Annotated in this window: 24 protein-coding genes; 7 read left to right on the top strand and 17 right to left on the bottom strand. The window is 42.6% G+C overall.

Going from position 1 to position 24,138, the window contains the following annotated elements; all coding sequences use genetic code 11:
• Positions 1-106: 106 nt before the first annotated feature.
• A complete protein-coding gene (gene ilvN / locus DFP79_RS14810; protein WP_133504722.1) occupies positions 107-598 on the bottom strand; it encodes an acetolactate synthase small subunit in 492 nt (163 codons plus the stop codon).
• Positions 599-600: 2 nt separating this feature from the next.
• Complete coding sequence (locus tag DFP79_RS14805) at positions 601-2,319, bottom strand: acetolactate synthase 3 large subunit (RefSeq protein WP_133504721.1); 1,719 nt, start codon at positions 2,317-2,319, stop codon at positions 601-603.
• A gap of 424 nt (positions 2,320-2,743) precedes the next feature.
• On the opposite strand from DFP79_RS14805, the gene DFP79_RS14800 reads away from it, so the two are divergent.
• Together DFP79_RS14800 and queG are read left to right on the top strand one after the other, a co-directional pair.
• Positions 2,744-3,004 carry a hypothetical protein gene (locus DFP79_RS14800; protein ID WP_133504720.1) on the top strand — a complete coding sequence of 87 codons (261 nt, stop codon included), beginning with the start codon at positions 2,744-2,746 and terminating at the stop codon, positions 3,002-3,004.
• Positions 3,005-3,138: 134 nt separating this feature from the next.
• Positions 3,139-4,221: a tRNA epoxyqueuosine(34) reductase QueG gene (gene queG, locus DFP79_RS14795; protein WP_133504719.1), complete on the top strand. Its 1,083-nt coding sequence runs from the start codon at positions 3,139-3,141 to the stop codon at positions 4,219-4,221.
• A gap of 21 nt (positions 4,222-4,242) precedes the next feature.
• Here queG and DFP79_RS14790 read toward each other — a convergent pair whose 3' ends face one another.
• Positions 4,243-5,550, bottom strand: a complete 1,308-nt coding sequence (locus DFP79_RS14790) for a GGDEF domain-containing protein (RefSeq protein WP_133504718.1) — start codon at positions 5,548-5,550, stop codon at positions 4,243-4,245.
• Between the two features lie 260 nt (positions 5,551-5,810).
• Positions 5,811-6,665, bottom strand: coding sequence for an acyl-CoA thioesterase (locus DFP79_RS14785; protein ID WP_133504717.1), 855 nt, complete (start codon positions 6,663-6,665; stop codon positions 5,811-5,813).
• Positions 6,666-6,889: 224 nt separating this feature from the next.
• Between DFP79_RS14785 and moaA the strand changes: the two genes are divergently transcribed.
• The 4 genes from moaA to DFP79_RS14765 all read left to right on the top strand — a co-directional run bounded on the left by moaA (position 6,890) and on the right by DFP79_RS14765 (position 10,188).
• Positions 6,890-7,885 (top strand): GTP 3',8-cyclase MoaA, encoded by a 996-nt coding sequence (gene moaA, locus DFP79_RS14780; protein WP_133504716.1) that lies wholly within the window; start codon positions 6,890-6,892, stop codon positions 7,883-7,885.
• A gap of 13 nt (positions 7,886-7,898) precedes the next feature.
• Complete coding sequence (gene moaB, locus DFP79_RS14775; RefSeq protein WP_133504715.1) at positions 7,899-8,426, top strand: molybdenum cofactor biosynthesis protein B; 528 nt, start codon at positions 7,899-7,901, stop codon at positions 8,424-8,426.
• 29 nt (positions 8,427-8,455) lie between these two features.
• Positions 8,456-9,667, top strand: coding sequence for a molybdopterin molybdotransferase MoeA (locus DFP79_RS14770; RefSeq protein WP_133504714.1), 1,212 nt, complete (start codon positions 8,456-8,458; stop codon positions 9,665-9,667).
• Positions 9,668-9,768: 101 nt separating this feature from the next.
• Positions 9,769-10,188, top strand: a complete 420-nt coding sequence (locus tag DFP79_RS14765; protein WP_133504713.1) for a HepT-like ribonuclease domain-containing protein — start codon at positions 9,769-9,771, stop codon at positions 10,186-10,188.
• 115 nt (positions 10,189-10,303) lie between these two features.
• Here the strand turns inward: DFP79_RS14765 and DFP79_RS14760 are convergent, their stop codons facing one another.
• Both DFP79_RS14760 and serB read right to left on the bottom strand, forming a co-directional pair.
• Complete coding sequence (locus tag DFP79_RS14760; RefSeq protein ID WP_133504712.1) at positions 10,304-11,239, bottom strand: LysR family transcriptional regulator; 936 nt, start codon at positions 11,237-11,239, stop codon at positions 10,304-10,306.
• A gap of 194 nt (positions 11,240-11,433) precedes the next feature.
• Positions 11,434-12,348, bottom strand: coding sequence for a phosphoserine phosphatase SerB (serB, locus tag DFP79_RS14755; protein ID WP_133504711.1), 915 nt, complete (start codon positions 12,346-12,348; stop codon positions 11,434-11,436).
• Between the two features lie 196 nt (positions 12,349-12,544).
• Here serB and DFP79_RS14750 point away from each other — a divergent pair, with 196 nt between their 5' ends.
• Positions 12,545-13,939, top strand: a complete 1,395-nt coding sequence (locus tag DFP79_RS14750; RefSeq protein WP_133504710.1) for an AhpA/YtjB family protein — start codon at positions 12,545-12,547, stop codon at positions 13,937-13,939.
• Positions 13,940-14,114: 175 nt separating this feature from the next.
• Here DFP79_RS14750 and rpoS read toward each other — a convergent pair whose 3' ends face one another.
• The 11 genes from rpoS to DFP79_RS14695 form a co-directional block, all read right to left on the bottom strand.
• Complete coding sequence (gene rpoS / locus DFP79_RS14745; RefSeq protein ID WP_208111445.1) at positions 14,115-15,095, bottom strand: RNA polymerase sigma factor RpoS; 981 nt, start codon at positions 15,093-15,095, stop codon at positions 14,115-14,117.
• A 27-nt stretch (positions 15,096-15,122) separates the two neighbouring features.
• On the bottom strand, positions 15,123-15,794 hold the full coding sequence (locus tag DFP79_RS14740) for a peptidoglycan DD-metalloendopeptidase family protein (RefSeq protein WP_243730289.1): 672 nt from the start codon (positions 15,792-15,794) through the stop codon (positions 15,123-15,125).
• Positions 15,795-16,038: 244 nt separating this feature from the next.
• The gene (locus tag DFP79_RS14735; protein WP_133504708.1) at positions 16,039-16,953 is read right to left on the bottom strand and encodes a DUF368 domain-containing protein; all 915 of its coding nucleotides are present in this window, start codon (positions 16,951-16,953) and stop codon (positions 16,039-16,041) included.
• Positions 16,946-17,608: a protein-L-isoaspartate(D-aspartate) O-methyltransferase gene (locus tag DFP79_RS14730; protein ID WP_133504707.1), complete on the bottom strand. Its 663-nt coding sequence runs from the start codon at positions 17,606-17,608 to the stop codon at positions 16,946-16,948. The genes DFP79_RS14735 and DFP79_RS14730 overlap by 8 nt, the downstream gene beginning before the upstream one ends.
• On the bottom strand, positions 17,605-18,366 hold the full coding sequence (gene surE, locus DFP79_RS14725) for a 5'/3'-nucleotidase SurE (RefSeq protein ID WP_133504706.1): 762 nt from the start codon (positions 18,364-18,366) through the stop codon (positions 17,605-17,607). The genes DFP79_RS14730 and surE overlap by 4 nt, the downstream gene beginning before the upstream one ends.
• The gene (gene truD / locus DFP79_RS14720; protein ID WP_133504705.1) at positions 18,363-19,520 is read right to left on the bottom strand and encodes a tRNA pseudouridine(13) synthase TruD; all 1,158 of its coding nucleotides are present in this window, start codon (positions 19,518-19,520) and stop codon (positions 18,363-18,365) included. The genes surE and truD overlap by 4 nt, the downstream gene beginning before the upstream one ends.
• Entirely contained in the window at positions 19,520-20,008 is a 489-nt protein-coding gene (ispF, locus tag DFP79_RS14715; RefSeq protein ID WP_133504704.1) for a 2-C-methyl-D-erythritol 2,4-cyclodiphosphate synthase, read from the bottom strand. The genes truD and ispF overlap by 1 nt, the downstream gene beginning before the upstream one ends.
• Positions 20,009-20,053: 45 nt before the next feature.
• On the bottom strand, positions 20,054-20,740 hold the full coding sequence (ispD, locus tag DFP79_RS14710) for a 2-C-methyl-D-erythritol 4-phosphate cytidylyltransferase (protein ID WP_133504703.1): 687 nt from the start codon (positions 20,738-20,740) through the stop codon (positions 20,054-20,056).
• Positions 20,737-21,015 (bottom strand): septum formation initiator family protein, encoded by a 279-nt coding sequence (locus DFP79_RS14705; RefSeq protein ID WP_133504702.1) that lies wholly within the window; start codon positions 21,013-21,015, stop codon positions 20,737-20,739. Before DFP79_RS14705 ends, ispD begins: the two co-directional genes overlap by 4 nt.
• 108 nt (positions 21,016-21,123) lie before the next feature.
• A complete protein-coding gene (gene eno / locus DFP79_RS14700; protein WP_133504701.1) occupies positions 21,124-22,419 on the bottom strand; it encodes a phosphopyruvate hydratase in 1,296 nt (431 codons plus the stop codon).
• A gap of 68 nt (positions 22,420-22,487) precedes the next feature.
• Positions 22,488-24,122, bottom strand: coding sequence for a CTP synthase (locus DFP79_RS14695; protein ID WP_133504700.1), 1,635 nt, complete (start codon positions 24,120-24,122; stop codon positions 22,488-22,490).
• Positions 24,123-24,138 lie beyond the last annotated feature (16 nt).

The following is a 24,138-nucleotide window of genomic DNA, read 5'->3' as shown; positions in this document are numbered from 1 at the left end:
AACAACTTTGAATTCTTTAAGCTTATGCTATTTTTGACAACTTTCATGGCAAATATACACAAAAAAGCCGAGCATTCGCTCGGCTTTTTATTTTTCAATTTATCGGTTAAATCGAAAGTGTTTTCTCACCACGAGCAACACCTGATACACCTGTTCTAACCACCTCAAGCAAATGGGTGCCACCTAGCGCCTGAAGAAATCCATCAAGCTTATCAGATTCTCCCGCCACCTGAATGGTGTAGATAGAAGGCGTCATATCGACAACACTGCCACGGAATATGTCTACCGTGCGTTTGATTTCCGCTCGTTGCGAGCCTGTTGCTCTAACCTTAACCAACATTAGCTCGCGCTCAATATGCTGACCTTCAGTCAAATCAACTAACTTAACAACGTCAATTAACTTGTTTAGCTGCTTAGTAATTTGCTCAACAACCTGATCAGAACCAAAGGTTGTTAAAGTAACACGAGACAATGTCGGATCATCAGTAGGTGCTACGTTCAACGACTCAATGTTAAAATTACGTTGCGAGAAAAGTCCAACCACACGCGACAAGGCACCCGGCTCGTTCTCCAACAATACTGAGATTATATGTCGCATAATTAGGTTCGCTCCGTTTTACTCAAGAACATATCACGCATAGAGCCTCGTGGTACCTGCATTGGGTAAACGTGCTCTTCTGGATCTACAAAACAGTTAATGAAAACAAGTTGATCTTTCATCGCGAAGGCTTCTTCCATCTTCGAATCCAGCTCATCTTTAGTTCGAATTTCTACGTATTTATGACGATAAGCATCCATTAGAATCTTAAAGTCTGGCAGTGAATCCATGTAGGAGTTTGAGTGACGACCTTCATAATTCATGTCTTGCCACTGGCGAACCATGCCTAAGTAACCATTGTTTAGACATAAAATCTTCACTGGAAGACCATACTGTAGACAGGTCGACAATTCCTGAATATTCATTTGAATACTGCCTTCGCCTGTTACACAGACTACAGTTTCTTCAGGGAAGTTCATTTTTACGCCCATCGCTGCAGGCAATCCGAACCCCATGGTACCTAGACCACCCGAGTTAACCCAACGATTCGGCTTATCGAATTTATAATACTGAGCAGTAAACATTTGATGCTGACCTACGTCAGAAGCAACGAAAGCGTCTCCATTTGTCGCTCTCCAGCAAGCTTCAACCGCAGCTTGAGGCTTAATTTTGTCGCTTGAAGTATCGTAGCGTCCGCCGTGTACTAGACGCCACTCTTCAATCTGCTTCCACCAAGTCGCAATTGATTCTTCATTTGAGCGCGCAGGCGCTGCATCAATAAGTTCACGCATCTCTTCAAGAACCTGACGAACTGGCCCAACAATAGGAACATCAGCACGAATCGTTTTTGAAATCGAAGCAGGATCAATGTCGATATGAACAATCTTAGCGCCTGGGCAGAATTTGTCTGGGTCATTTGTCACACGATCATCAAAGCGTGCGCCTACGGCAAGAATAAGATCCGAATGGTGCATCACCATATTCGCCTCATAACTACCGTGCATGCCTAGCATTCCAACACACTGTTTATCAGTCGCTGGGTAACACCCTAAACCCATCAATGTATTAGTCACAGGGTAACCCAAATGCCTAGCAAGAGAGATCAGCTGATCAGAACCACCACCCATGATGACACCGCCACCAGCGTAAATAACAGGGCGTTTTGCGGATAGCAAAAGCTCTACCGCCTTTTTGATTTGTCCACTGTGGCCTTTTGTAGGAGGAGTATAAGACCTCAAAGAGACAGCATCAGGATAATGGTATTCGAACTTTTCGTTCGGCATAGTCATATCTTTAGGCACATCAACGACTACTGGACCAGGTCGACCAGAGCTTGCAATATAAAACGCCTTTTTTAGAATCTCTGGGATTTCTGAAGGGTGTTTTACAGTAAAGCTGTGTTTAACAATCGGACGAGAAACACCCACCATATCGGTTTCTTGGAATGCGTCTTCACCAATCAAATAGCTCATTACCTGACCGCAGATAACGACCATAGGAATCGAATCCATATACGCCGTTGCGATGCCTGTGACCGTGTTTGTTGCACCAGGTCCGGACGTGACGAGTACGACACCTGGCTTACCGGTTGCACGCGCATAACCGTCTGCCATGTGCGTGGCCGCTTGTTCATGACGAACCAGTACGTGCTTCACATCAGATTGACGGTGCAACGCATCGTAAATATGAAGAGCAGCTCCACCTGGATAGCCATAAATATTTTCAACTCCCTCGTCTTTAAGGAAGCGGGCGATCATCTCACCACCGGATAATAACTCCACCTTGTTACCCTCTATAGTGTTTATTGTTTTAGTGCTAAATACGTGTTGTATTGTACCTGTATATAGCAAGTAGATAAACGTTGATAAAACGAAGTTTGCTAAACCAAAGAGATACCTGAAAGCAGGAAACATTTGTACGCAATAAATCGCAGTTTTTACACTGCCCGCGTGTTTGCGCGAGGATTAGCGAGATAGTCATGCATTAAAACTAACATCGCTCGTGTGTATGGCCTAAAATACCATATGTGAAGGGAGCTGTTGGCCACCAAGAAGAACGATCAGCGGGGTATTGCTGATAATAGTCGGTTATTATCTCCATCACCCTAGAGTTAGTCAACCATAAACAATTTATAATTTGATGCCACTTGCCCCATAAGTAGCTTCGTGGTGTTATTACAGCATTATTGATATAGGAGTAATCACCATGGCGTCCGAGCTCAACCAACAACGCATTATTGACGAATTTTTACGCTGCTTCAGAAAAATGCTGATGGAACCGGAACTTTCAGCTGAAATCGTACGCATTGCCAGAGAGCACATCAACGACCCTAATGCATATCAAAAGATCGCCGAGGAAGTATCCTCTCAAACGACATTAAAGATCCCTGAAGATCATTCTGATGCCGATAAGATGTTTATCAACCTTTTGATGGATGTCGTCAAAGGCGACTCTCTTCTATATTAATCCTACTTTTTTGGGTTCTAGAAATGCGTTTTTCGAGGGCTGCCAACACTAGAAAAGTATCTAATCAAAGCCATTTTCTATAACCTGTTGAAGAGTGGGAATCCCCCCTCTCTTCAAATCTACTAAGACTTATTTTGTTATCTTCAAATTTAAATTCCCCACGAGACCTTGCAGACTTAGCACAACAAATAAAAGATTGGGCTTTTGAGCTCGGCTTCGCGGAAGCAAAAATAGTACAACCAAGCTTGGAGCAATACAAAGCTCAATATCAACAATGGATCGATCGTGGTTACCATGGATCAATGGGGTATCTTGCAGATCATGGTGATTTAAGATTCAAACCTGAAGAGCTTCATGAAGGTACTCAACGAGTTATCTCACTGAGGATGCACTACCTTCCTGAATCCGTTGAGACAGTAAAAAGACTCAAAACCCCGACAAAAGCGTATGTTGCACGCTATGCCCTTGGACGTGATTATCACAAAATCATTCGAAAACGCCTAACCACTCTGGCAAAACGCATCGAAGAAGTCGTTGGAGATCATGGATATCGTGCGTTCGTAGACAGTGCCCCCATTCTTGAACGGCAAATAGCAGAACAAGCTGGAATGGGATGGATTGGCAAAAACACACTGCTCTTATCTCCAAAAGCCGGAAGTTGGTTTTTATTAGGTGAGCTATTTACGAACCTTCCTCTGCCCGTTGACGCTCCAAGTAAGTCTCGTCACTGCGGAAGCTGTGACGCCTGTATTCAAAAATGTCCTACCGACGCTTTTGTAGAGCCATGGGTTTTGGATGCCAGTAAATGCATCTCGTATTTAACCATCGAGCACAAAGGCTCTATCCCAGTCGAACTTAGAAGCAAAATGGGTAATCGAATATTTGGCTGCGACGATTGTCAGTTAGTATGCCCTTGGACAAAATTCTCAAAAAACACCCAAGAAAACGATTTTCAACCTCGCCATCAACTCGATCAGGCTGATTTAATGGATTTGTTCTTATGGAGTGAAGACGAATTTTTGGATAAAACAGCCGGATCGCCTATTAGACGAACAGGCTATGAAAGCTGGCTGAGAAATGTAGCCATCGCGCTCGGTAACGCGCCATACGATGAAAAAATCATTGAAGCACTTAAGATTAAACAACTGTCTTGTACTGAGTTAGTACGAGAGCACGTAGAGTGGGCACTAGAAAGGCAGCTTAACAACCCTCAATAACACAAACGTTTGAATAGATTGCTATCTAGGATCTGATAAGTCTTCAAAAGTTAGCTGCTTTTGTAGCGCATGCTTAGCAATAACAACTCGATTACGACCACTCTCTTTTGCTTCGTAAAGCGCCACATCCGCCCGATTGAGAAGCTGGTTACCAGTTTCATCTGCCAACAGCATTGCAACACCGACACTCAAAGTAATATGAATTTTTTGATCTTCGAAATACGCAGTATCAATAGACTGTCGAAGAATCTCTGCCATCCCTCTTGCACGCTGCTCATCAAAATACGGCAGTAACACAGCAAACTCTTCTCCACCCCATCGTGCAAGTATTCCATTCTTCCCAAGCGTCTCTGTCAATGACTGAGCTACGTGCTTAAGCACCTGATCTCCGATTTGATGGCCATATCGATCGTTTACTTTTTTAAAGTCGTCTAAATCAATCAAAAGCAACGACAAGGTTGTTTGCCTTCGTTGTGATACCGCAACATTCTCTCGAAAAAGCAGGTCAAAACGAGTTCGATTGTATACTTGGGTAAGGGAGTCTGTATTCGCTAACGTAGAAAGGTGTTGATTTAGTTTAACTAAGGTTTCGTTCTTCTCTTCTAGAGAGAGTGTTTTTTCACGTACTTTTTCTTCAAGTTGCTCATTCATTTTTTCAACTTGATTTCGCGATAAAACTAAGGACGTGATAACTCGATTAATGTCTACAAGTATGCGTCTGTATTCTGAGAAACCAGAGAGAATCGGGTCGCCAGCTAACGGCGTAGGATTCTTTAAATTAAGCACCTCTAAGTCGCGACTTAGTGTTTGTATTGCTCTTCGAAGGAAGCGCACGACAAGGAATTTGAATAAGCCCCACAACAAGAACAACTGTGCAGTTAATATTGCCAGATAAGATAGGGCCTTAGAAAAAACAGCGTCGTAAACAGGGGTGAGCGGAGCGGAAACAGTAACCGTAATGATACCCAGTTGAACATTACTGATATTTTCTGACCACTCTCGAAGAGGTTGGCTAGTGGCTGCATCAGGCTTATTTAGCCAAAGCGTCTCTGTCGACTTAGTCGCCACTCCAATATTAAATTCATGGCTCTGAGCAGCTCCCCCCATTTTATCAATGTGAGAGACGAGATCACTTAAGCTTGTTGCAGAGACATTCTGTAATTTACGTGCAATAAAACTGCCGTACATTCGAGCTTCTTCAGACTGAATGTCTTTCTGGTTCTCGAAAAAAAATACAAGCATCGCGCCGAACACAAATACAGCAGACAAAAAGTAACACGCCAATGCTTTGTGTAACATAAAACTTGCAAGTGATCGATTGGTATTCACTGTTTACCCTTCACATCCATATAATGTAAAACAATCAATATTAATACCCCTGCGTGTCTTCCTGACTATCAAGACATAACCATCAAAACTCAAGTTAAACCAGTTTACAGGGCGCTCAAAACGAAAAGATCCGATATTCTAAACAAAACTGATGATTTTGTGTACAGTTGTTCATCTATTATTTCATTTTATTGATCTCTAGCATTCTTTAGCAAACATTGGCGCTAACGCTAACAAGCCTAGCTTTATCAACGATCACCTTAACTTTTACGAATTAGGCCTTCTTGAGAAGTGGAAGCGATGAGCAGACCCTCCCGGTTAAAAATCTGTCCTCTAACAAACCCGCGTGACGCGCAGGAAGATGGACTATCCGCAACATAAAGAAGCCAGTCATCCAGCCTAAACGGACGATGAAACCAAATAGCATGATCCAAGCTGGCAATATTTAACTTAGGATTTCCGATAGAAATCCCGTGAGGTTGCAGCGCCGTTTCCAAGAAACCGTAATCGGTCGTATAAGCAAGCATAGATTGATGAATAAATGGGTTATTTGGAAGTGCATCGACACTTCTCATCCAGATATGACGTTTTCCTATTCCAGCCCTCGGTCTAAATGGATTCTGGTTTTCGACAATTCGATATTCAATAGGACGGTCGGCAGTCAATAGGCCGCGAATCTTTTCTGGAATTTCATCAGCATGTGCCCGATAGAGACTTAGCTCTGATTTGAAATTCTCAGGCCCTGGAACAGAAGGCATCGTATCTTGGTGCTCTAAACCTTCTTCTTCAATATGAAATGAAGCCGTCATGACTAATATTGTTTTCTCAAATTGAGTAGCAATGATTCGGCGTACACTGAAACTGCCTCCATCACGCACTCGCTCGACATCATATTCAATTGGATGCGCAGCGTCGCCTGGTCGAATAAAATAACAATGCAATGAATGAGGCGCCCTATTTTCGACAGTTTGCGATGCAGCACTTAGCGCTTGCCCAATCACTTGACCACCGAATACTTTAGGAAACCCTAGATCCTGACTCGTACCGACAAACCGATTGTCTGATTTTTGCTCCAATGATAACAATTCAATTAAACCGTTTAGTACCTGATTCACGACAACCTCTACTTAAAATAACCGCTTTACGGAATGTTAACATCAAACAGCGCGTGTCCTGAAAAAACCGCGGTATAAATTAATAATCTGCGCATGTGAAACTCCAAACGACTACAATAATAAAGAGTCCACTCCTACCAAGTTATCGCTTTTATCAGCAACCTTTTTTGCTAAAACGCCGATTTTCTGGTTCTATTGGTAGGTTAATACTGAGGGGCATCACATTGTCTAAAAATACGCTCATTGATCCATTTGGTAGATCCATCGATTACTTGCGGATATCCGTAACGGATAAATGCGATTTTAGATGTACGTATTGCATGGACGAAGACGTTACATTTTTACCAAGAAGCCACATTCTAACGCTTGAAGAGATTGTCAATGTTGCAAAAACCTTTATTAGTATGGGGTCTAAGCAGATTCGTATAACAGGAGGTGAACCTCTGGTTCGAAAAAATATCCTTTGGGCATTAGAAGAAATTGCAAAAACAGACGGCCTTGATGAGCTGACAATTACCACCAATGGCTCTCAACTTGAAAGCATGGCGGACTCCCTCCACAACGCTGGCGTGTCTCGCATTAACATCAGTCTCGACACGCTAAATCGCCAAAAATTTGAAAGCCTTACACGACGAGATAAATTCGATCAGGTTGTTCGCGGTATCAATAAAGTCGCAGAACTGCCGTTCAAGCGTGTCAAAATTAACAGCGTCATTTTAAAAAACCACAACGACCACGAAATTCTCTCTCTGGCAGAGTTTGCGCTGAATCACGCTATGGATATTAGCTATATCGAAGAAATGCCATTGGGTGTTATTAGCCATCATGATCGCGCGGCAGCCTACATTTCGAGTGACGAAATATACAACCAACTGAGTAGCCGCTATAAATTACACAAAAGCGAGCTCAAAACAGGTGGGCCTAGTCGTTATTATGATGTTGATGGTTTTAATAACAAAATTGGGCTTATTTCGCCTCATAGCCATAACTTTTGCAGCACCTGCAATCGCGTCAGACTAACGGCTGAAGGGAAACTATTACTTTGCCTTGGTAACGAACACTCTATGGATCTAAAAGCCGTTTTACGTGATCCAAAAGCGACGCAAGATTCACTTAAAACCAGTATTCATAATGCACTGGCGTTAAAACCTGAGCGCCATCATTTCGACTTAAACGAAGAACCTCAAATCTTGCGTTTTATGAGCGCAACAGGAGGCTAAACAGGAATCTCTAATGTCTAAATCCCCTACTCCGTTTCGACCTTTAAACATCTGCGTATTAACCGTCTCAGACACTCGTAGCCTTGAAAACGACACATCGGGTGATGCTCTGGTCTCACTGTTATCCGAAGCCGGACATCAACTTCGAGAGCGCACCATTGTAAAAGATGATGTCTACCAAATGCGCGCCGTTGTATCTCAATGGATTGCCGACAAAGACAGTCATGTCGTTATCATAACAGGCGGTACAGGTTTCTACTCTAGAGACAGCACTCCCGAAGCCATTACACCATTACTAGATAAAACTATTGACGGTTTTGGAGAGCTCTTTCGACAAATTTCCTACAATGAAATCGGCACATCTACGATTCAATCTCGAGCAATGGCGGGATTGTCAAACAAAACACTCGTGTTCTGCCTACCAGGCTCCACAGGAGCATGTAAAACCGCATGGAATCATGTCATTCACGAACAATTAGACGCGACTCACAAGCCTTGTAATTTTGTCGAAATGCTTCTCGGCCCATATACAATCGGATAAGTACAAAACAAACAATTAGGACAGATAACATGTCACCGAAAATGATGCCATTTCAAGAGGCGCTCTCTTTCTTCCAAACCTGTTTGCCCATTCTTGTTGAACAAGAAAGCGTTCCCGTTACATCGGCGTTAGAGCGGATTTTAGCTGAGGACATTGTCTCCGAAATTGATGTGCCTCCAGCAGCAAACAGCGCAATGGACGGATATGCACTCAATGCTCAAGAGATCGGTCAAAACACAGATATCACTGAGATGGCTTTTCATGTTTCTCAAAGAATCCCCGCTGGTCAAGCTCCCGCTCCACTCCAACAAGGCACAGTGGCTCGAATTTTCACAGGAGCCGAAATTCCCGTTGGAGCAGACACGGTCATTATGCAGGAAGAGGTGGACGTTAACACAGACAGCAGTGTTACTATTAAAAAGCGTCCGAAGGTCGGTGAAAATATCCGTCCCAAGGGACAAGATATTGCACAACAACAAACTGTGTTACGTGCTGGACAAAAGCTATCTGCCATGCAGATTGGCTTGCTTGCCAGCGTAGGAAAAGAACGTGTCAGCGTTTTTAAATCGTTAAAAGTAGGTGTTCTAACCACTGGTGACGAATTAGTAGCTCCCGGAAAACCATTAAGTCCGGGACAAATTTATAACTCTAACGGCCCGATGCTGGCGAGTCTATTATCCCAATCCGGTCATCAGGTGGTTAAAACTCTCCATTGCTTAGACAGCAAAGAGGAAACGGAAAACGCGCTCAAAACACTGTCAGAACACGTTGATATTATTATATCTTCTGGGGGAGTGTCTGTTGGGGAGGAAGATTACGTTAAAGAAGCAATTGAAAATAATGGCTCTGTCAGTCTTTGGAAAGTGGCAATGAAGCCAGGTAAACCTATTGTTGTTGCTAATGTATTTGACACTCCTTTCATCGGTTTACCCGGAAATCCAAGCTCAACGCTGGTTACGTACCACTGGCTTGCAAGTGGCGCGCTTAGAGGCGCCTCAGGGCAAACAGCCTATATCCCTCGACCCACTCCAATAAAGACAAACTTTACCAGAAGCAATGCCATTCGCAGAGATGAGTTTCTAAGAGTGTCCATCTTGAATGGTCGAGCGGAACCTCATATACGACAAAGCTCCGGTGCATTATTACCCGCATGTGAATCAGATGGGTACCTTCACATTCCTGCTGGCGTGTCGATAAATCAAGAAGATACGTATGACTTTTACCCTTTTCTAGCCTTTTAAACTACACTGAACATAAACAAGTTTATTCACTTATTTGGTTTTCTGAGTGCTCATTGGCACTCTTTGTTGTTTTGATTTACGCCGAATATTGAGGAGAGAGTATGCGAGATATTGAATGGGAGAAAGCACTCTACGATCATCAGCACATGATGATTAAACGCTTAGACGCTCACCGAAAAAAAAATAAAACAGAGGATTTAACCAGCGACGAAAGAATGGCTGTTGAGCACTCGTTCCAACTTCTCGTTGCCTCAATGCTGGATCTCGCCAAATACGTTTTAAAAAACCATTATAACGAGGATGTTGAAACCCGAGATCAGGTCTTAGACGAGCTTATCAAACACCAAGACGTTACCTATGAACAAGGCCAGCAAATCGCTTCGTTAATAAAAATTCGAGATCAAATACTTAACGATTATCTCGAACAGAATTTTACCGGATTAAATGACGCTCTGAAAATTAAACGATACGCACTGGTTGAAGTACTAACAAAAGAATGGACTGCGCGCCTAGAGTCCTAAAAATATTCATTTAACTCTCAAGAGTTCGTGTTTACCGCTTTTTGAACAACAGTTTTCACAAACACGAACTCTTTCTTCTCTAAACAGGCAAGAGCCCATCTAGCATTTAATACGATTAAACATCGTATAAATGGCGATATTCTTCAAATACGTCATAAATAATCTGCCTAAACCATTTATGAGCATCATCATGTTGATATCTGTCGTGCCAGATCATTGAATAGTCAAATGACTTGGACTCAAACGGCAACTCATAGACCGCCAAATTCGGAGAAATTTCAGCAAAATCTTGCGCAAACAATTTAGGCACAGTCAGTAACAAATCACTGTTTCGAACCACGGCTGCGGCAGGAACGAAATTTGGAAGAGTTACCGCTATTTGTCGTTTATGACCAATTTTATTAAGCGCTCTGTCAACCGCGTATTGGTAGCGACGCCCTAAAACGACTTGAACATGAGGCGCTGCTAGATAACCCTCTAACGTCAAAATGCCATTCGTCACATGAGGGTTTTCTTTGCGTGCCAGACAGACCATCGTATCGCTTTTCAGTCGTGTTCCTTTAACACCGGCGGGAGGTTCTTTTGACAATACAGCAACCGCTAAATCAATTTCAGCGTTATCCATATCGTTTACCGTGTTTTCATCCCAGCTTTTTACCTCCAAAACTGCATTTGGAGCCTGATTACGAAACGTTTCTAGCAATTTTGGCAATACAGTCAATGATCCAAAGTCGGTCGTTGAAATAACAAACCGACGGGTAGAATGCTCTGGGTCAAATTCGGACGGTTGAATTAAAGTCTCCAACCCGTCCATCATTTCTTTAAGCTGTGGCGCAAGTTGATCAGTGCGTGCTGTGGTAGAAAGGCCGTGGGAATTACGTACAAACAAAGGGTCATCGAACACGTCTCTAAGTCGCGAAAGAGATCGACTTACAGCAGGTTGAGATACTTTTAAACGTGAAGCCGCTTTCGTTACATTTTTCTCTTCAATCAAAACAAGATATATGTATAAAAGATTTAAATCGACATCGCATAACTTAACTTCTGTCAAAGAGGTTTCCTCTTATTATTCTTGAATTATTTAATTGGTACACCTTAAAGAAAAACCATTAAGCGTACAATATTCCACCAAAACTAAAGGTTAGCACAGGCAGCGAATTCTTCGGAGGCGAAACTACAAAAGTATACTTGGAATCCGAAAATAGATTCGTTTATACACCGCACTCATTAGCTCGAAAGATCCATTTATTTAACGTTTCGAATTCGCTCTGACGTCATTCCCATTAAATACAATATACCATCTAAACCGAGATAACTTGTAGGGCAAGGTGCCTGCTCTCTAACAATAGGCTTAGCGTGCAGTGCCACACCTAAAGAAGCTCGATTCAGCATTAATAAATCATTTGCGCCATCGCCGCATGCAATCGTATTTGACCAATCTACATCATATTGCTCGACCAACGCTTCAAGTAATTCTTCCTTTCGTTTTCCGTCAACGATTGGACCGATGTGCTTTCCCGTCAAGTTACCATCAACAATTTCTAGTACATTCGCGTGGACTTCTTTCATTCCATAATCACTTTTTACTCGATCAGCAAAGTAAGTAAAACCGCCGGATAATATCGCCGTTTTCCATCCAAAAGCATGAAGAGTAGACATCAAGGTTCCAATACCGTCCATATGCACAATACGCTTATATACGGAATCCATAACATCGCTACTTAGTCCGTTTAAAAGCGCTAAACGCTGAGTAAAGCTTTCAGTGAAATCAATCTCTCCCCTCATTGCACTCGCCGTAACTGCCGAAATTTGTTCGCCTATCCCCATTTCTACAGCAAGCTCATCCATTACTTCTGCTTTAATCAAGGTAGAGTCCATATCAAAAACAGCCAAACCAGCGTCTTCAATCGAATGTTGGTGAGTCTGGAGAACGTGATCAATTCCGGTGACATTGGCTTTTTCAAGCAACGCCTTCTTTAGCTTCAATTCCGTTTCTTCAGAAATATCCTGTGTAAAATCGTATCTAACGACCTCAAAATCGTCTTGTTCGTCAGAGAGCGTTATTACCTCAAACTCAATTGAATGGTCAGAAAGCCAAGTACTAAATGCATTTTGGTACGCATCGTTTATACGACCAATTAACGTTATAGAAGGGGACATGCTAGCTCCTAGAATTTTTAGGCGACAACTATAGCAAATATGACTACGTCGAAGAATCATATTGACGGTTTTAAAAAGAAGTTCTGTGTATAACTAAAGAAAAATCAAACATGCCGATATAATCAGGCTATATTTGTTGGATTAATGTTATATTTTATAAAAGTCCTGTTGTTAAAAGGAACCTCAAGTAAACACGATGTTATCTGTTTTACAAAATAAGTTATCCGCGCTGGTCGTCACCTTAACGACATTCATCATATTGATTGTTGTGGCAGTGGCCGTCTTTTGGAGTACGATGACATCTGCACTCGACAACTACCTAAATCAACAAACCGAGGTATTGGGCAACAGCCTTGCTACACAGGCTGCATTTAATGCGACTCAATCGATACTGACTAACGACCTCCTGAGCCTTAATGTGTTATTGAACCGATTGGTCATTGACGAAAACATCTTAAGTGCGCGTGTTTTTAATAAAAAAGATGAGCTGCTCGCCGAAGCCAGCAGTAATGGAAGCACTTCAGTCTCTTCACGAGATTGGCGCCCCGTTGAAAACCAGAGAGTTTACAGCTCTTCGGTGAAGTTTCGAGATGAAATAGTTGGACACGTTCTAATAACTCTGGATAAAACGCCCGCACAACAAACACTAACCCACTTAAACAACTTACTTATTGGCGTCGCCATTTTTATTACCGCTCTCGCAACGTTAGTGATTGTCTTGGTGACGAAATGGTTATATGCCCCGATATATCAAATAACCGACGCAATACAAGCAATGAAGCATGGAGTAAAGGACGTACCTTTACCAAGCAACACCTATTTAGAAGCGAATGAGCTAAGCACCGCATTCGCTTCTTTAAAGAACCTAGAATGGAACCTACCTAAACAAAAAGAATCTGAAGAGTCGGTCGGCAAACCTGAACACTCCCAATTCGAAATCGATTTCGAAAGTATCATTAAAGCCAAAGAAAAAGAGACTTGTGTACTGTATTTCGAGTTTTGCAATTTAGACTCTTGGCACAATGCGCTCTCTCCTCTTGATGTTGCAAATCTACTCACTCCGATCTATCGCGCACTGTTTAGAGCAAGCGAAAATTATCAGGGCGTCGTACATCAATACAAAGGTAATTCGGTTTTAATTTTCTTTAAAACCATGAATTGTGAAGACAGTATCTACATGAATGCGGTCTGCACAGGGCAACTCTTCATTGGCCTAATGCAACACTTGTTGAACGGCGATGTATACAAGGATACCCCCAAGCTTAACTTCCATCTAAGCCTACACGACTGTAACGACGAGCTTTCTAGCTTAGCGGACAAGGATACTTTTGAAATAGAGAAAGCGGAACAACACTTAGTTGAACTCAAAGCCTACGATTCTCTGAATATATACAACACTCTGCTATTAGATGAAAAGGTCGTTACTGTTCCAGACTTCCAACATAGGATCGTCACTAGCCTTCCGGAAATCGTTGAGATCAATGGCGAAGAGAAGTTGCTGTACACGCTCAAAGGGATCTCAGAGCGATATCAAAGCGGCATAGATGACACAATAGAAATGCTGAACGAAGATACTGACACTATCAGTTAGACCATCACTTAGCTCATACAGCTTCGTTAGCGATGGCAAAAATCAGAAAGTGCTATTACAGGTACACTGACAGCGCCACTTCTAACACTCAATAAAACTACTTGTTGAACCCACTGCAAAAAAAACGCTAGAGCAAGCTCTAGCGTTTTTTAAAAATGACTTACAACCACTTAAATCAGTAGTCTAATTGAATTACATCGTCTAACGACAAGCCTTGTTTATCCAGCATCAATCTGAGTTTTCGTAATGCTTCGACCTGAATCTGTCTTACTCTTTCACGAGTCAAACCTATTTCAGCACCCACATCTTCAAGAGTGCTCGGTTCGTAGCCTCGTAAACCAAATCGGCGAGCTATAACTTCACGTTGTTTTTCATTTAATGCGTCGAGCCAACCATCGATGTTATTTAAAACATCCCCTTCCTGGCGTTCATCTTCGGGGTTAGAGTGCTGTGTATCGGGTATCACTTCAACTAGGCTTTTGTCGCCTTCGCTTCCACCCAACGGAGAGTCAATCGAACTTATTCTTTCATTAAGGCCCAGCATTTTTTGGACATCTTCAACAGGACGATCCAATTTTTCAGCAATTTCTTCTGGGCTTGGCTCATGGTCCAACTGCTGCGTCAGCTCTCGAGCAGCACGGAGGTATACATTAAGCTCTTTCACCACATGGATAGGTAATCGAATCGTACGCGTCTGATTCATAATCGCACGTTCAATTGTTTGTCTAATCCACCAAGTGGCATAGGTCGAGAACCGAAACCCTCGTTCAGGATCAAATTTTTCAACCGCTCTAATTAGACCGAGGTTACCCTCTTCAATCAAATCAAGCAGAGATAATCCTCGATTCAAATAACGTCTTGATATTTTTACAACGAGACGTAAATTACTTTCTATCATTCTTTTGCGGGCTGCTTCATCTCCTTTTAACGCCAGCCGAGCAAAGTAAACTTCTTCTTGTGCAGTTAACAGCGGCGAAAATCCGATTTCGCTCAGGTATAATTGCGTAACATCTAATGATTTAGTGTTTTCTTCAGCGTTATAACGAGCACTAACTGCCGATTCAAACTCCGAGTTATCTTGGCTTTCTTCAAGATCTAAATCAATATTATCTGTAAGCGTAACTAACTCTGTCTTTTCCATTTCAGTCGCTTTCATGCCCCCTCCTCACCCAACATCGCGTAATTATCTGCTGGGTAATACGTTTAGTGGATTCACTGGTTGACCGTCTTTACGCACTTCAAAGTGCAATAAAGATGCTTCGTTTCCCTTTCCTCCGATTATTGCAAGAGAATCTCCTGCTCGGACACTTTGTTGCTCTTTTACCAATATACGTTTGTTATACGCATATGCACTCAGATAGATTTCATTATGTTTTACAATAACGAGATTGCCATATCCTATTAGCCCACTACCTGCGTAAACAACAACACCATCTGCTACTGCTTTTACATGGTGACCTTTTGTTCCTTTGATGTCTATACCTTTACTACTAACACCACTGCTTGAAAACCCCCTAACCACACTTCCTTCTATTGGCCACAACCACTTCACTACTTTTTTTGTTGTAACACTACTCTTTGACGGCAGTTTCTTAGCAGAGTTCACTTTTTTTACATTTTTTGAATTTGAAGGCTTATTCTTTTGCGCAGATGTCTTTGTTTTCGCTGCTTTAGTCGGTGTTACCGCTTTTTTAATGGAAGTAGGTTTTGTAAGCGTCTTATGTTTACCTACTAAACGAATTTTTTGATTTGGATATATAACATAGGGAGAATCAATGTTATTTAAAGAGGCCAAATTGCGATAATCCAACCCATACCGAAAAGCAATTGCAAACAAAGTATCGCCGCTTTGCACCTTATGTATTCCAGACGCAGGCGTAGGTGTGACCTGCGGTCTGGAGCTTTGAACTTGTCGGGATTTGGAGTTCGAATCAGGGTAATGGAAACTATCGTAGGCACACGCAGACAATAGCAAACTTACTATCGTCAAACTTAATAAACGCTTAAAAGCGTTTATTCGCTGTACACCTATGAGTAATATGGTCAGAATCATTCACCTAGAACAAAAGTTATTATAAGTTTAAACCTGTTAAGTTTCGTTATTTTATGCGTTTTGTGGAGAATCGGACTATAAAAACAGTAAATAGACCTATCAAAAGTACACATACTGGCCCAATAAAATCCCCAAACAAAGAATAATGCTCAAGATTCCAAGGCAATAATAGGGCTTCTTCTGCTGGAACTTTCTTATCACCAACCATCATTATTTCGGTCACTTCTTTCCACGGCCATACTTTCACTAATGCCCCTAACATAACCCCAGTTAATATAGACATAGTAAGCTCACGATAGCGATTCAGCATCCAGTTTAATAGTTTGGAAAAGCTTAGCAAACCGACTAATGCTCCTCCTCCAAACACTGCAATAACTAACAGATTGAATTCTTTGATAGAAAGGAGAATATCTCCATATAATCCCATCATTAAAAGAAGGAAACTGCCAGAAATTCCAGGCAGTATCATCGCACAAATAGCAATCATCCCAGCAAAAAACACTAAAGGTAAAGTGACATTAATGTGAATGGGTACCAACATCGATAAAAACGCGCCTACGAGTATCCCTGTAACCATTCCCAACACATTATTGCGATCAGACAACGGAAACTCTCTAGACAACATCCACGCAGAAGCCAAAATTAGACCAAAGAAAAAGCTCCACACCCAAATAGGATAATCAGATAATGCATGTGAAATAATACCAGCCAATGAAACGATACTGGTTAATATCCCAGCGGCTAACACTAACAAGAAGCCAAGATCAAAGTGATTCCACAAACCTTTAAAATCAGCTTTTAATAACATAGCAATACTGGTCTTATTCACCCCACTCAGCGCATTAATGAGACGATCATAAATCCCGACAATAAACGCAATTGTTCCACCAGATACCCCAGGAACTACATCAGCAGCTCCCATTAACACACCGCTCAAATACGTTTTTAGCCATTTAGGCATCTTCTTTTCCTTCTAACATAGGTACAAACTGCGCTGGAGCAAATCCTAAACGACGCCACTTTTCACCCTCTTTTTTCCAACAACCAATCGACGATATTTCATCTTCGATTGGCATGATAAGTATGCCACCTTCTTTGAGAGAATCAGTCAATGCATGAGGAACTTTCGATGCCAATGCCGTGACAATAATCGCATCCATCGAAATGTTTGTCGGCCAACCTAAATGCCCGTCACCATGATGAAACTCCACATTTGAGACTCCAAAACTTGTAAGTCGTTTCATGGCTAGGTCATACAATGTCTTATGACGCTCTATGGTGTGCACTTTGTTGAATATATTGGCTAAGATACATGTTTGATATCCAGAACCTGTTCCGACCTCTAACACTCGGCCATGGCGTGCATTTTCAAGCAGCCATTCAGACATACGAGCAACAGTGAGCGGCTGACTGATCGTTTGATTTTTTCCAATCGGAAGAGGTGTTGGAGAATAAGCAAGATGAGAAAAGGCAGACTCTACAAATTGATGTCGAGGCAAGCTCCCCATCAATTGTAATATTTCCGTATTCCGTATTCCAGACTCTTGTAAATAAGCTACCATCGACGCTGCTCGAGGCTCAGTTTTGCGTAGTAACTCATTCAACAAAGACGTCATATTGAAATACTACCAGCCCAATCTTCGAGAGTAGAAAGAACTGAATGGCATGTCATATCCGCATGAATCGGAGTGATGGATACGTAACCATTTTTAATCGCATCAAAGTCTGTGCCAGGCGCAGCATCATAGGGTTCAGATAACGCACCAATCCAATAACTCTCCACACCTCTTGGATGATGAGCGGTTACTGCTGGCTGAGACGAATGACGGTGACCCAATCGTGTGATTTTGAAGCCGGATAAAGCCTCGTAAGCCATATCAGGAACATTAACATTAAGAATAATTTTGGGAGGCAAAGCCAACGTATGGCTGTCTTTTATAAGATTTTTAATCAAAAAGAGCACAACCTTCGCTGCGGTATCAAAATGCGTGTTACCAACAAGAGACACAGCAATTGCGGGGCGGCCTAGATGTCTAGCCTCTAATGCTGCTGCTACGGTCCCCGAGTAGATAACATCATCTCCCAAATTAGGGCCATGGTTCACGCCCGAGACAACAGCATCAAACTCTTGATCGTTTATTGCTCCAGACAACGCCAAATTCACACAGTCAGTGGGCGTGCCATCAATACGATATTGACCTTCTCTCACTTCAATTGGCTGGAGCGGGCGGGTTAACGTCAACGAGTTACTCGCGCCGCTGCGATTGCGATCAGGGGCAACGACGGTTGTGTTATAGTCACCCGATAACGTTTCGGCGAGTGTTTGAATGCCTTTTGCATCTAAGCCGTCGTCATTTGAAATGAGTACTCTCACTTTTTATCCTCTTGCCCACCGGTTCTCACATACTGAGAACAATCCTCAAGATTCATTAACTCACGCATCACTGTTGTCGCAAATGCCCCTTTAGGTAATTCAAACTGCAAGATCAAATCCTCTGACGGTTCTTGTGTCGATGTTTCAGACTTTTTGCTCTCAAGCAATTCCCAGGCCATATCCATAGGAATCAAACGTGTCAAACGATCTTCTCGGCAGCAGTCAAATGTTAAGAAACCTTTATATAAATCAGTACGTTGTTCAATGATGTTTCGTATGATGCTTGCGCGCGTCTCACTCGTTCCCTTCTCCCATCCCTCACTCAATAATGGGTGTAAAGGAGAGCATTGCCCTGTTCTCAAAGCTAACAAGGTATCATTTGAAAGCTCTTTCACTCTTAGCTGTTCATTTCGAGACCAATACTGCATGATATCGCCAACATAAAGACTCTCCCACTGGCCACCTTGAACTTGGCAATGCAAACTCTCATTAAAAAACCAGGATCGAATTGCGGAAAGCCAAAAACCTTCGGTCTTGCTTAAACGACGTTTGCTTTGCCTTCCACGCCCTACAAAATCCAAACCATGGTGCAGGTTATTGCCGTTAATTCCAAATCGCTGTGCGCCAAAATAGTTAGGGACGCCATAGCGCTTAACCAACTCCAAACGAGCAAGAAATTGATCACTCTCACGTCGGTGAAGCTCTCGAATTCTAAGCACAAAGCGATTACCTTTGTGTCCACCCATTTTTAATTTCTTAGAGTGTCTGACTTCTTTAAGAACACGCACTTGTTCTGGAGAACGAAACGCATCATTCAACCCAGAGAAATCAACGGGCTTACCCAAAAGATGTAGACAAAACCATTGTCGGGTACACGCATGACGATCTTTAACGCCAGCATAAGAAATTCTATTTGCAGAGATATCGGCAATTTGAGCGAGACGTTTAGCAAGAAAATCCGTATTTATGCCGATTTTTTCAATAAAAACATACAGAAACTCTCCGGCCCCAGAAGGTTCAAAACCAAGAGTCTCTTCGACATAAAAGTCCTGAGGGTAAACTTTAAACTTACCACTAACAGTAGGAGCGCCCCAAGCATAAGACCATTCGGTATTAAGTTGCGGGCTCAACTCACCTTTTTCACATTCCAGCATTAAACATCCACTTTATATAACAGTGCGACAGATTCAACGGCGATCCCTTCTTTTCGCCCCGTAAACCCTAGCTTCTCTGTTGTCGTTGCTTTCACATTGACGGAATCAATACTTACGTTGAGATCTTCTGCGATATTCTCGCGCATTCGATCAATATACGGTCTCATTTTTGGTGCCTGCGCAATGATGGTAACGTCGACATTTCCCACTTTCCAACCTAAAGAAACAACGCTGTCGTATGCACGCTTCATTAATAAACGACTGTCTGCCCCCGCAAATTCTGCGTCAGTATCGGGGAAGTGCTTTCCAATATCACCCAATGCGGACGCCCCAAGCAGAGCATCCGTTAGTGCGTGAAGCACTACATCTCCATCAGAATGAGCAATTAATCCGCGTTCATAGGGAATAGTTACGCCCCCTAAAACGACATGATCCCCTTCACCAAATTTATGTACATCAAAACCGTGGCCTATACGAAAAGGTGTCATATATTCTCCAATATCTTCGCGGCTAAAAGCGTCTGTGAAATGCTGCTAATTTAAAAGTGCTTTGGCTAAAATCAAATCTTCAGGCGACGTGATTTTAAAATTAAGCACCTCTCCCTCGATCAGTGCAGGCTGCCAACCTATTAACTCCATAGCAGAGCTCTCATCCGTAATCTCTCCACCTTCGTCATAGGCCTTTTTTAGTGCGTTATTTAGTGCTCCAATGGGGAAGCACTGTGGGGTTTGGGCTTGCCAAAGAAGGCGTCGATCCAAAGTAGAATGAATTGTCGAATGCGCAGTTTGGGACTTAATAGTATCTCTACAAGGCAATGCTAAGATGCAGCCTGCGTCGCCATTATGTTGTAATATTTTGTCCAAGCCTGCTTGCGATAGCATAGGGCGAGCGGCATCATGAACTAATACCGATTGGTGTTGTGTCGCACGCTTTTTATCAAGCAAGTAAGCCAATCCGTTCAATACCGTATCGGAACGTTCGCTCCCTCCAAAATAGTGGTGAATTTTTGGGTGCTCGCGCCAAATAGAATCTTTCCAATAACCATCATCGATACTGACTCCTACGGCAACACCCTCAATACTTGGGTGCTCTACAAAAATCGAGATGGTTCGATCCAATACTGTTTTTCCTGCAATTTCTAGATATTGCTTAGGGCAATCGGATTGCATTCGTTTTCCTACACCTGCAGCAGGAATAACAACCCAGAACTTTTTACTCATTTTTCAACCATTCTATAAAAAGTTTCACCTTCTTTTATATACTGCAGCTCCGTTCTAACATGCTCTTCAACTGCTTCCTCTCCCTGACGCAAATCACTTACCTGCGCACGAAGTGCATCATTACGCTGCTTTAAACGTCCGTTTATACGCTCTTGATATTCAATTTGCTTTGCTAACTCTTCCTGACGCTTTATACCTTGATCGCCAAAATACAGGCGATACGACACGATACAAACAAGAGAAAAGAGAATGATAAGAATGAAGCGCTGAGTCATAAAGAAAATAATACTATTAGAAAGCTTCCATTATTCCCCGAAAGCGTATCAAAGAAAATAAATAAAAAAGGGAGAACAAATGTTCTCCCTTTAAAGATCACAAATCGATTACGCTTGACCTTTTATCTCGGACAGGCCGTTGTATGGTGCTTTTCCACCCAACTGCTCTTCTATACGCAACAATTGATTGTACTTAGCGACACGATCAGAACGACATAAAGAGCCAGTCTTGATTTGACCCGCAGCCGTACCAACAGCCAAATCAGCAATAGTAGCATCTTCCGTCTCACCAGAACGGTGAGAGATAACCACTGTGTAACCTGCCGCTTTAGCCATTTTGATCGCTTCAAGCGTTTCAGTTAATGACCCGATTTGATTGAATTTAATCAAAATAGAGTTAGCGATATTCTCATCTATGCCACGCTTAAGAATCTTGGTGTTCGTAACGAACAGATCATCACCGACAAGCTGGATTTTATCGCCCAGAATCTTAGTTTGGTATGCAAAACCATCCCAATCAGACTCATCTTGGCCATCTTCAATTGATACAATAGGGTACTCGTTGCACAACTCAGCAAGGTAATCAGAGAATTCTTCGGAAGAGAATACTTTGCCTTCACCTTTCATGTTGTATTTGCCGTCTTCATAGAATTCAGAAGATGCACAATCCATTGCCAAGGTAATGTCTTTACCCAGCTCATAGCCCGCTGCCGAAATCGCTTCTTTGATTACAGCCAATGCTTCTGCATTAGAGGACAAGTCAGGAGCAAAGCCGCCTTCATCACCTACAGCTGTGTTTAAACCACGAGCATTTAGAACTTTTTTCAGTGCATGGAAAATTTCAGCGCCATAACGCAGTGCTTCACGAAAGTTTGGTGCACCTACTGGCTGAACCATAAATTCTTGAATATCTACATTATTGTCTGCGTGCTCGCCACCATTGATGATATTCATCATAGGAACAGGCATTGAGTATTCGCCAGGCGTACCATTTAGGTCTGCAATGTGTGCATACAATGGAACTTTTTTAGAGACTGCCGCCGCTTTCGCCGCCGCCAAAGAAACCGCTAAAATAGCGTTCGCACCAAAAGTAGATTTGTTTTCAGTTCCATCCAGATCAATCATGACCTGATCAAGCTCTGCTTGTGCAGTCGCTTCTTTACCGATCAAAGCATCACGAATTGGACCATTTATAGCTGCAACGGCTTTCAATACGCCTTTGCCAAGGTAACGGCTTTTATCACCATCACGTAATTCCAAAGCTTCACGAGAACCGGTAGAGGCACCAGAAGGTGCACACGCTGACCCAAAAGCGCCATCAGCAAGAAATACGTCCGCTTCGACAGTTGGATTACCGCGAGAGTCCAGTACTTCTCTGGCCTTAATATCAACGATTTGACTCATAACAAACCCCTTTTTATAGATGAACCTTCATAAAAAATGAAATAGTCACAAACACCTGTTTGCAAAAGTTATTTTTCTTTTCCTGCGAACTTCAGTGCAGCATGAACAAATGCACTGAACAGGCCGTGTCCATATCGAGGTGTTGAAGTAAATTCTGGGTGGAATTGACAAGCTACAAACCAAGGATGATCTGCAATTTCCACAACCTCTACCAAAGAGCTGTCTGCCGAACGACCTGAAATCGTAAGACCAGCTTGCTCTAAAGCATCAAGGTAATAGTTATTTACTTCGTAACGGTGACGATGACGCTCACTAATCACTGATTTACCGTACGCTTCTTGTGCCTTCGTACCGTCAACCAAGTTACAGTCTTGAGCGCCTAAACGCATCGTTCCACCAAGATCGGATTCCTCTGACCGGATTTCCTTGGAACCTTCTGCGTTAGTCCATTCTGTAATCAAACCAACGACGGGATTCTCTGTTTTTAAGTTAAATTCTGTGCTGTGTGCACCAGAAAGATTTGCTACATTTCGTGCAAATTCGATTACCGCTACTTGCATACCTAAACAGATACCCAAATAAGGGATTTTATTCTCACGTGCGTATTGTGCTGTACGGATCTTACCTTCTACACCACGCTCGCCGAAGCCACCAGGTACCAAGATCGCATCCATTCCTTCCAGTATAGACGTACCTTCTTCTTCCACTTTTTCGGAATCAACATAATGCAACTTCACTTTTGTACGAGCGTGAATTCCAGCATGATCCATTGCCTCGATAAGAGACTTATAAGCATCTAGAAGCTCCATATACTTACCCACCATAGCAATGTTAACTTGCTTCTCTGGGTTAAGTTTAGCTTGAGCAACCTTATTCCAAATGCTGAGGTCTGAAATATTACAATCAAGATTGAAACGCTCAACGATTAAGCTATCAAGCCCTTGCTCTTCCAACATTTGTGGAATTCTATAAATCGTATCAGCGTCAGGCAAAGAAATAACGGCGCGCTCGTCAACGTTGGTAAACAATGCAATCTTCTTACGTTCTGGCGATTCGATACTGACTTCAGAACGACATACCAAAATATCTGGCTGAATACCGATTGAGCGCAACTCTTTTACAGAGTGCTGAGTTGGTTTCGTTTTGGTCTCACCCGCAGTACGAATGTAAGGCACTAGCGTCAAATGCATGAACAACGCACGATGAGATCCCAACTCGACTTTCAGCTGACGCACAGCTTCAAGGAAAGGTTGAGATTCAATATCACCTACCGTACCGCCGATTTCTACAAGCGCGACATCTGCGCCTTGTGCACCAGCAATTACTCGATGTTTAATTTCATCAGTGATATGAGGAATAACCTGAACCGTGCCTCCAAGGTAGTCGCCACGACGTTCTTTTTTCAAAACATCTTGGTAAACACGACCGGAGGTAAAGTTATTACGCTTGCTCATTCGCGTAGAAATGAAGCGTTCGTAGTGTCCTAAATCCAGATCCGTTTCTGCACCGTCGTCGGTCACATAAACTTCACCGTGTTGAAATGGGCTCATTGTACCTGGATCAACATTGATGTATGGATCCAGTTTTAACATAGTAACTTTCAGACCACGCGATTCAAGGATTGCAGCCAGAGATGCTGATGCAAGTCCTTTACCTAGTGAAGAAACCACGCCGCCTGTGACGAAAATATATCGTGTCGCCATGTGTTAATAGCCCGCC

The sequence above is a fragment of the Marinomonas balearica genome (assembly GCF_004362145.1).
GTDB lineage: Bacteria > Pseudomonadota > Gammaproteobacteria > Pseudomonadales > Marinomonadaceae > Marinomonas > Marinomonas balearica.
The sequence above is the reverse complement of the archived record's forward strand: the minus strand, read 5'-3'. Positions and strand labels throughout refer to the sequence as shown.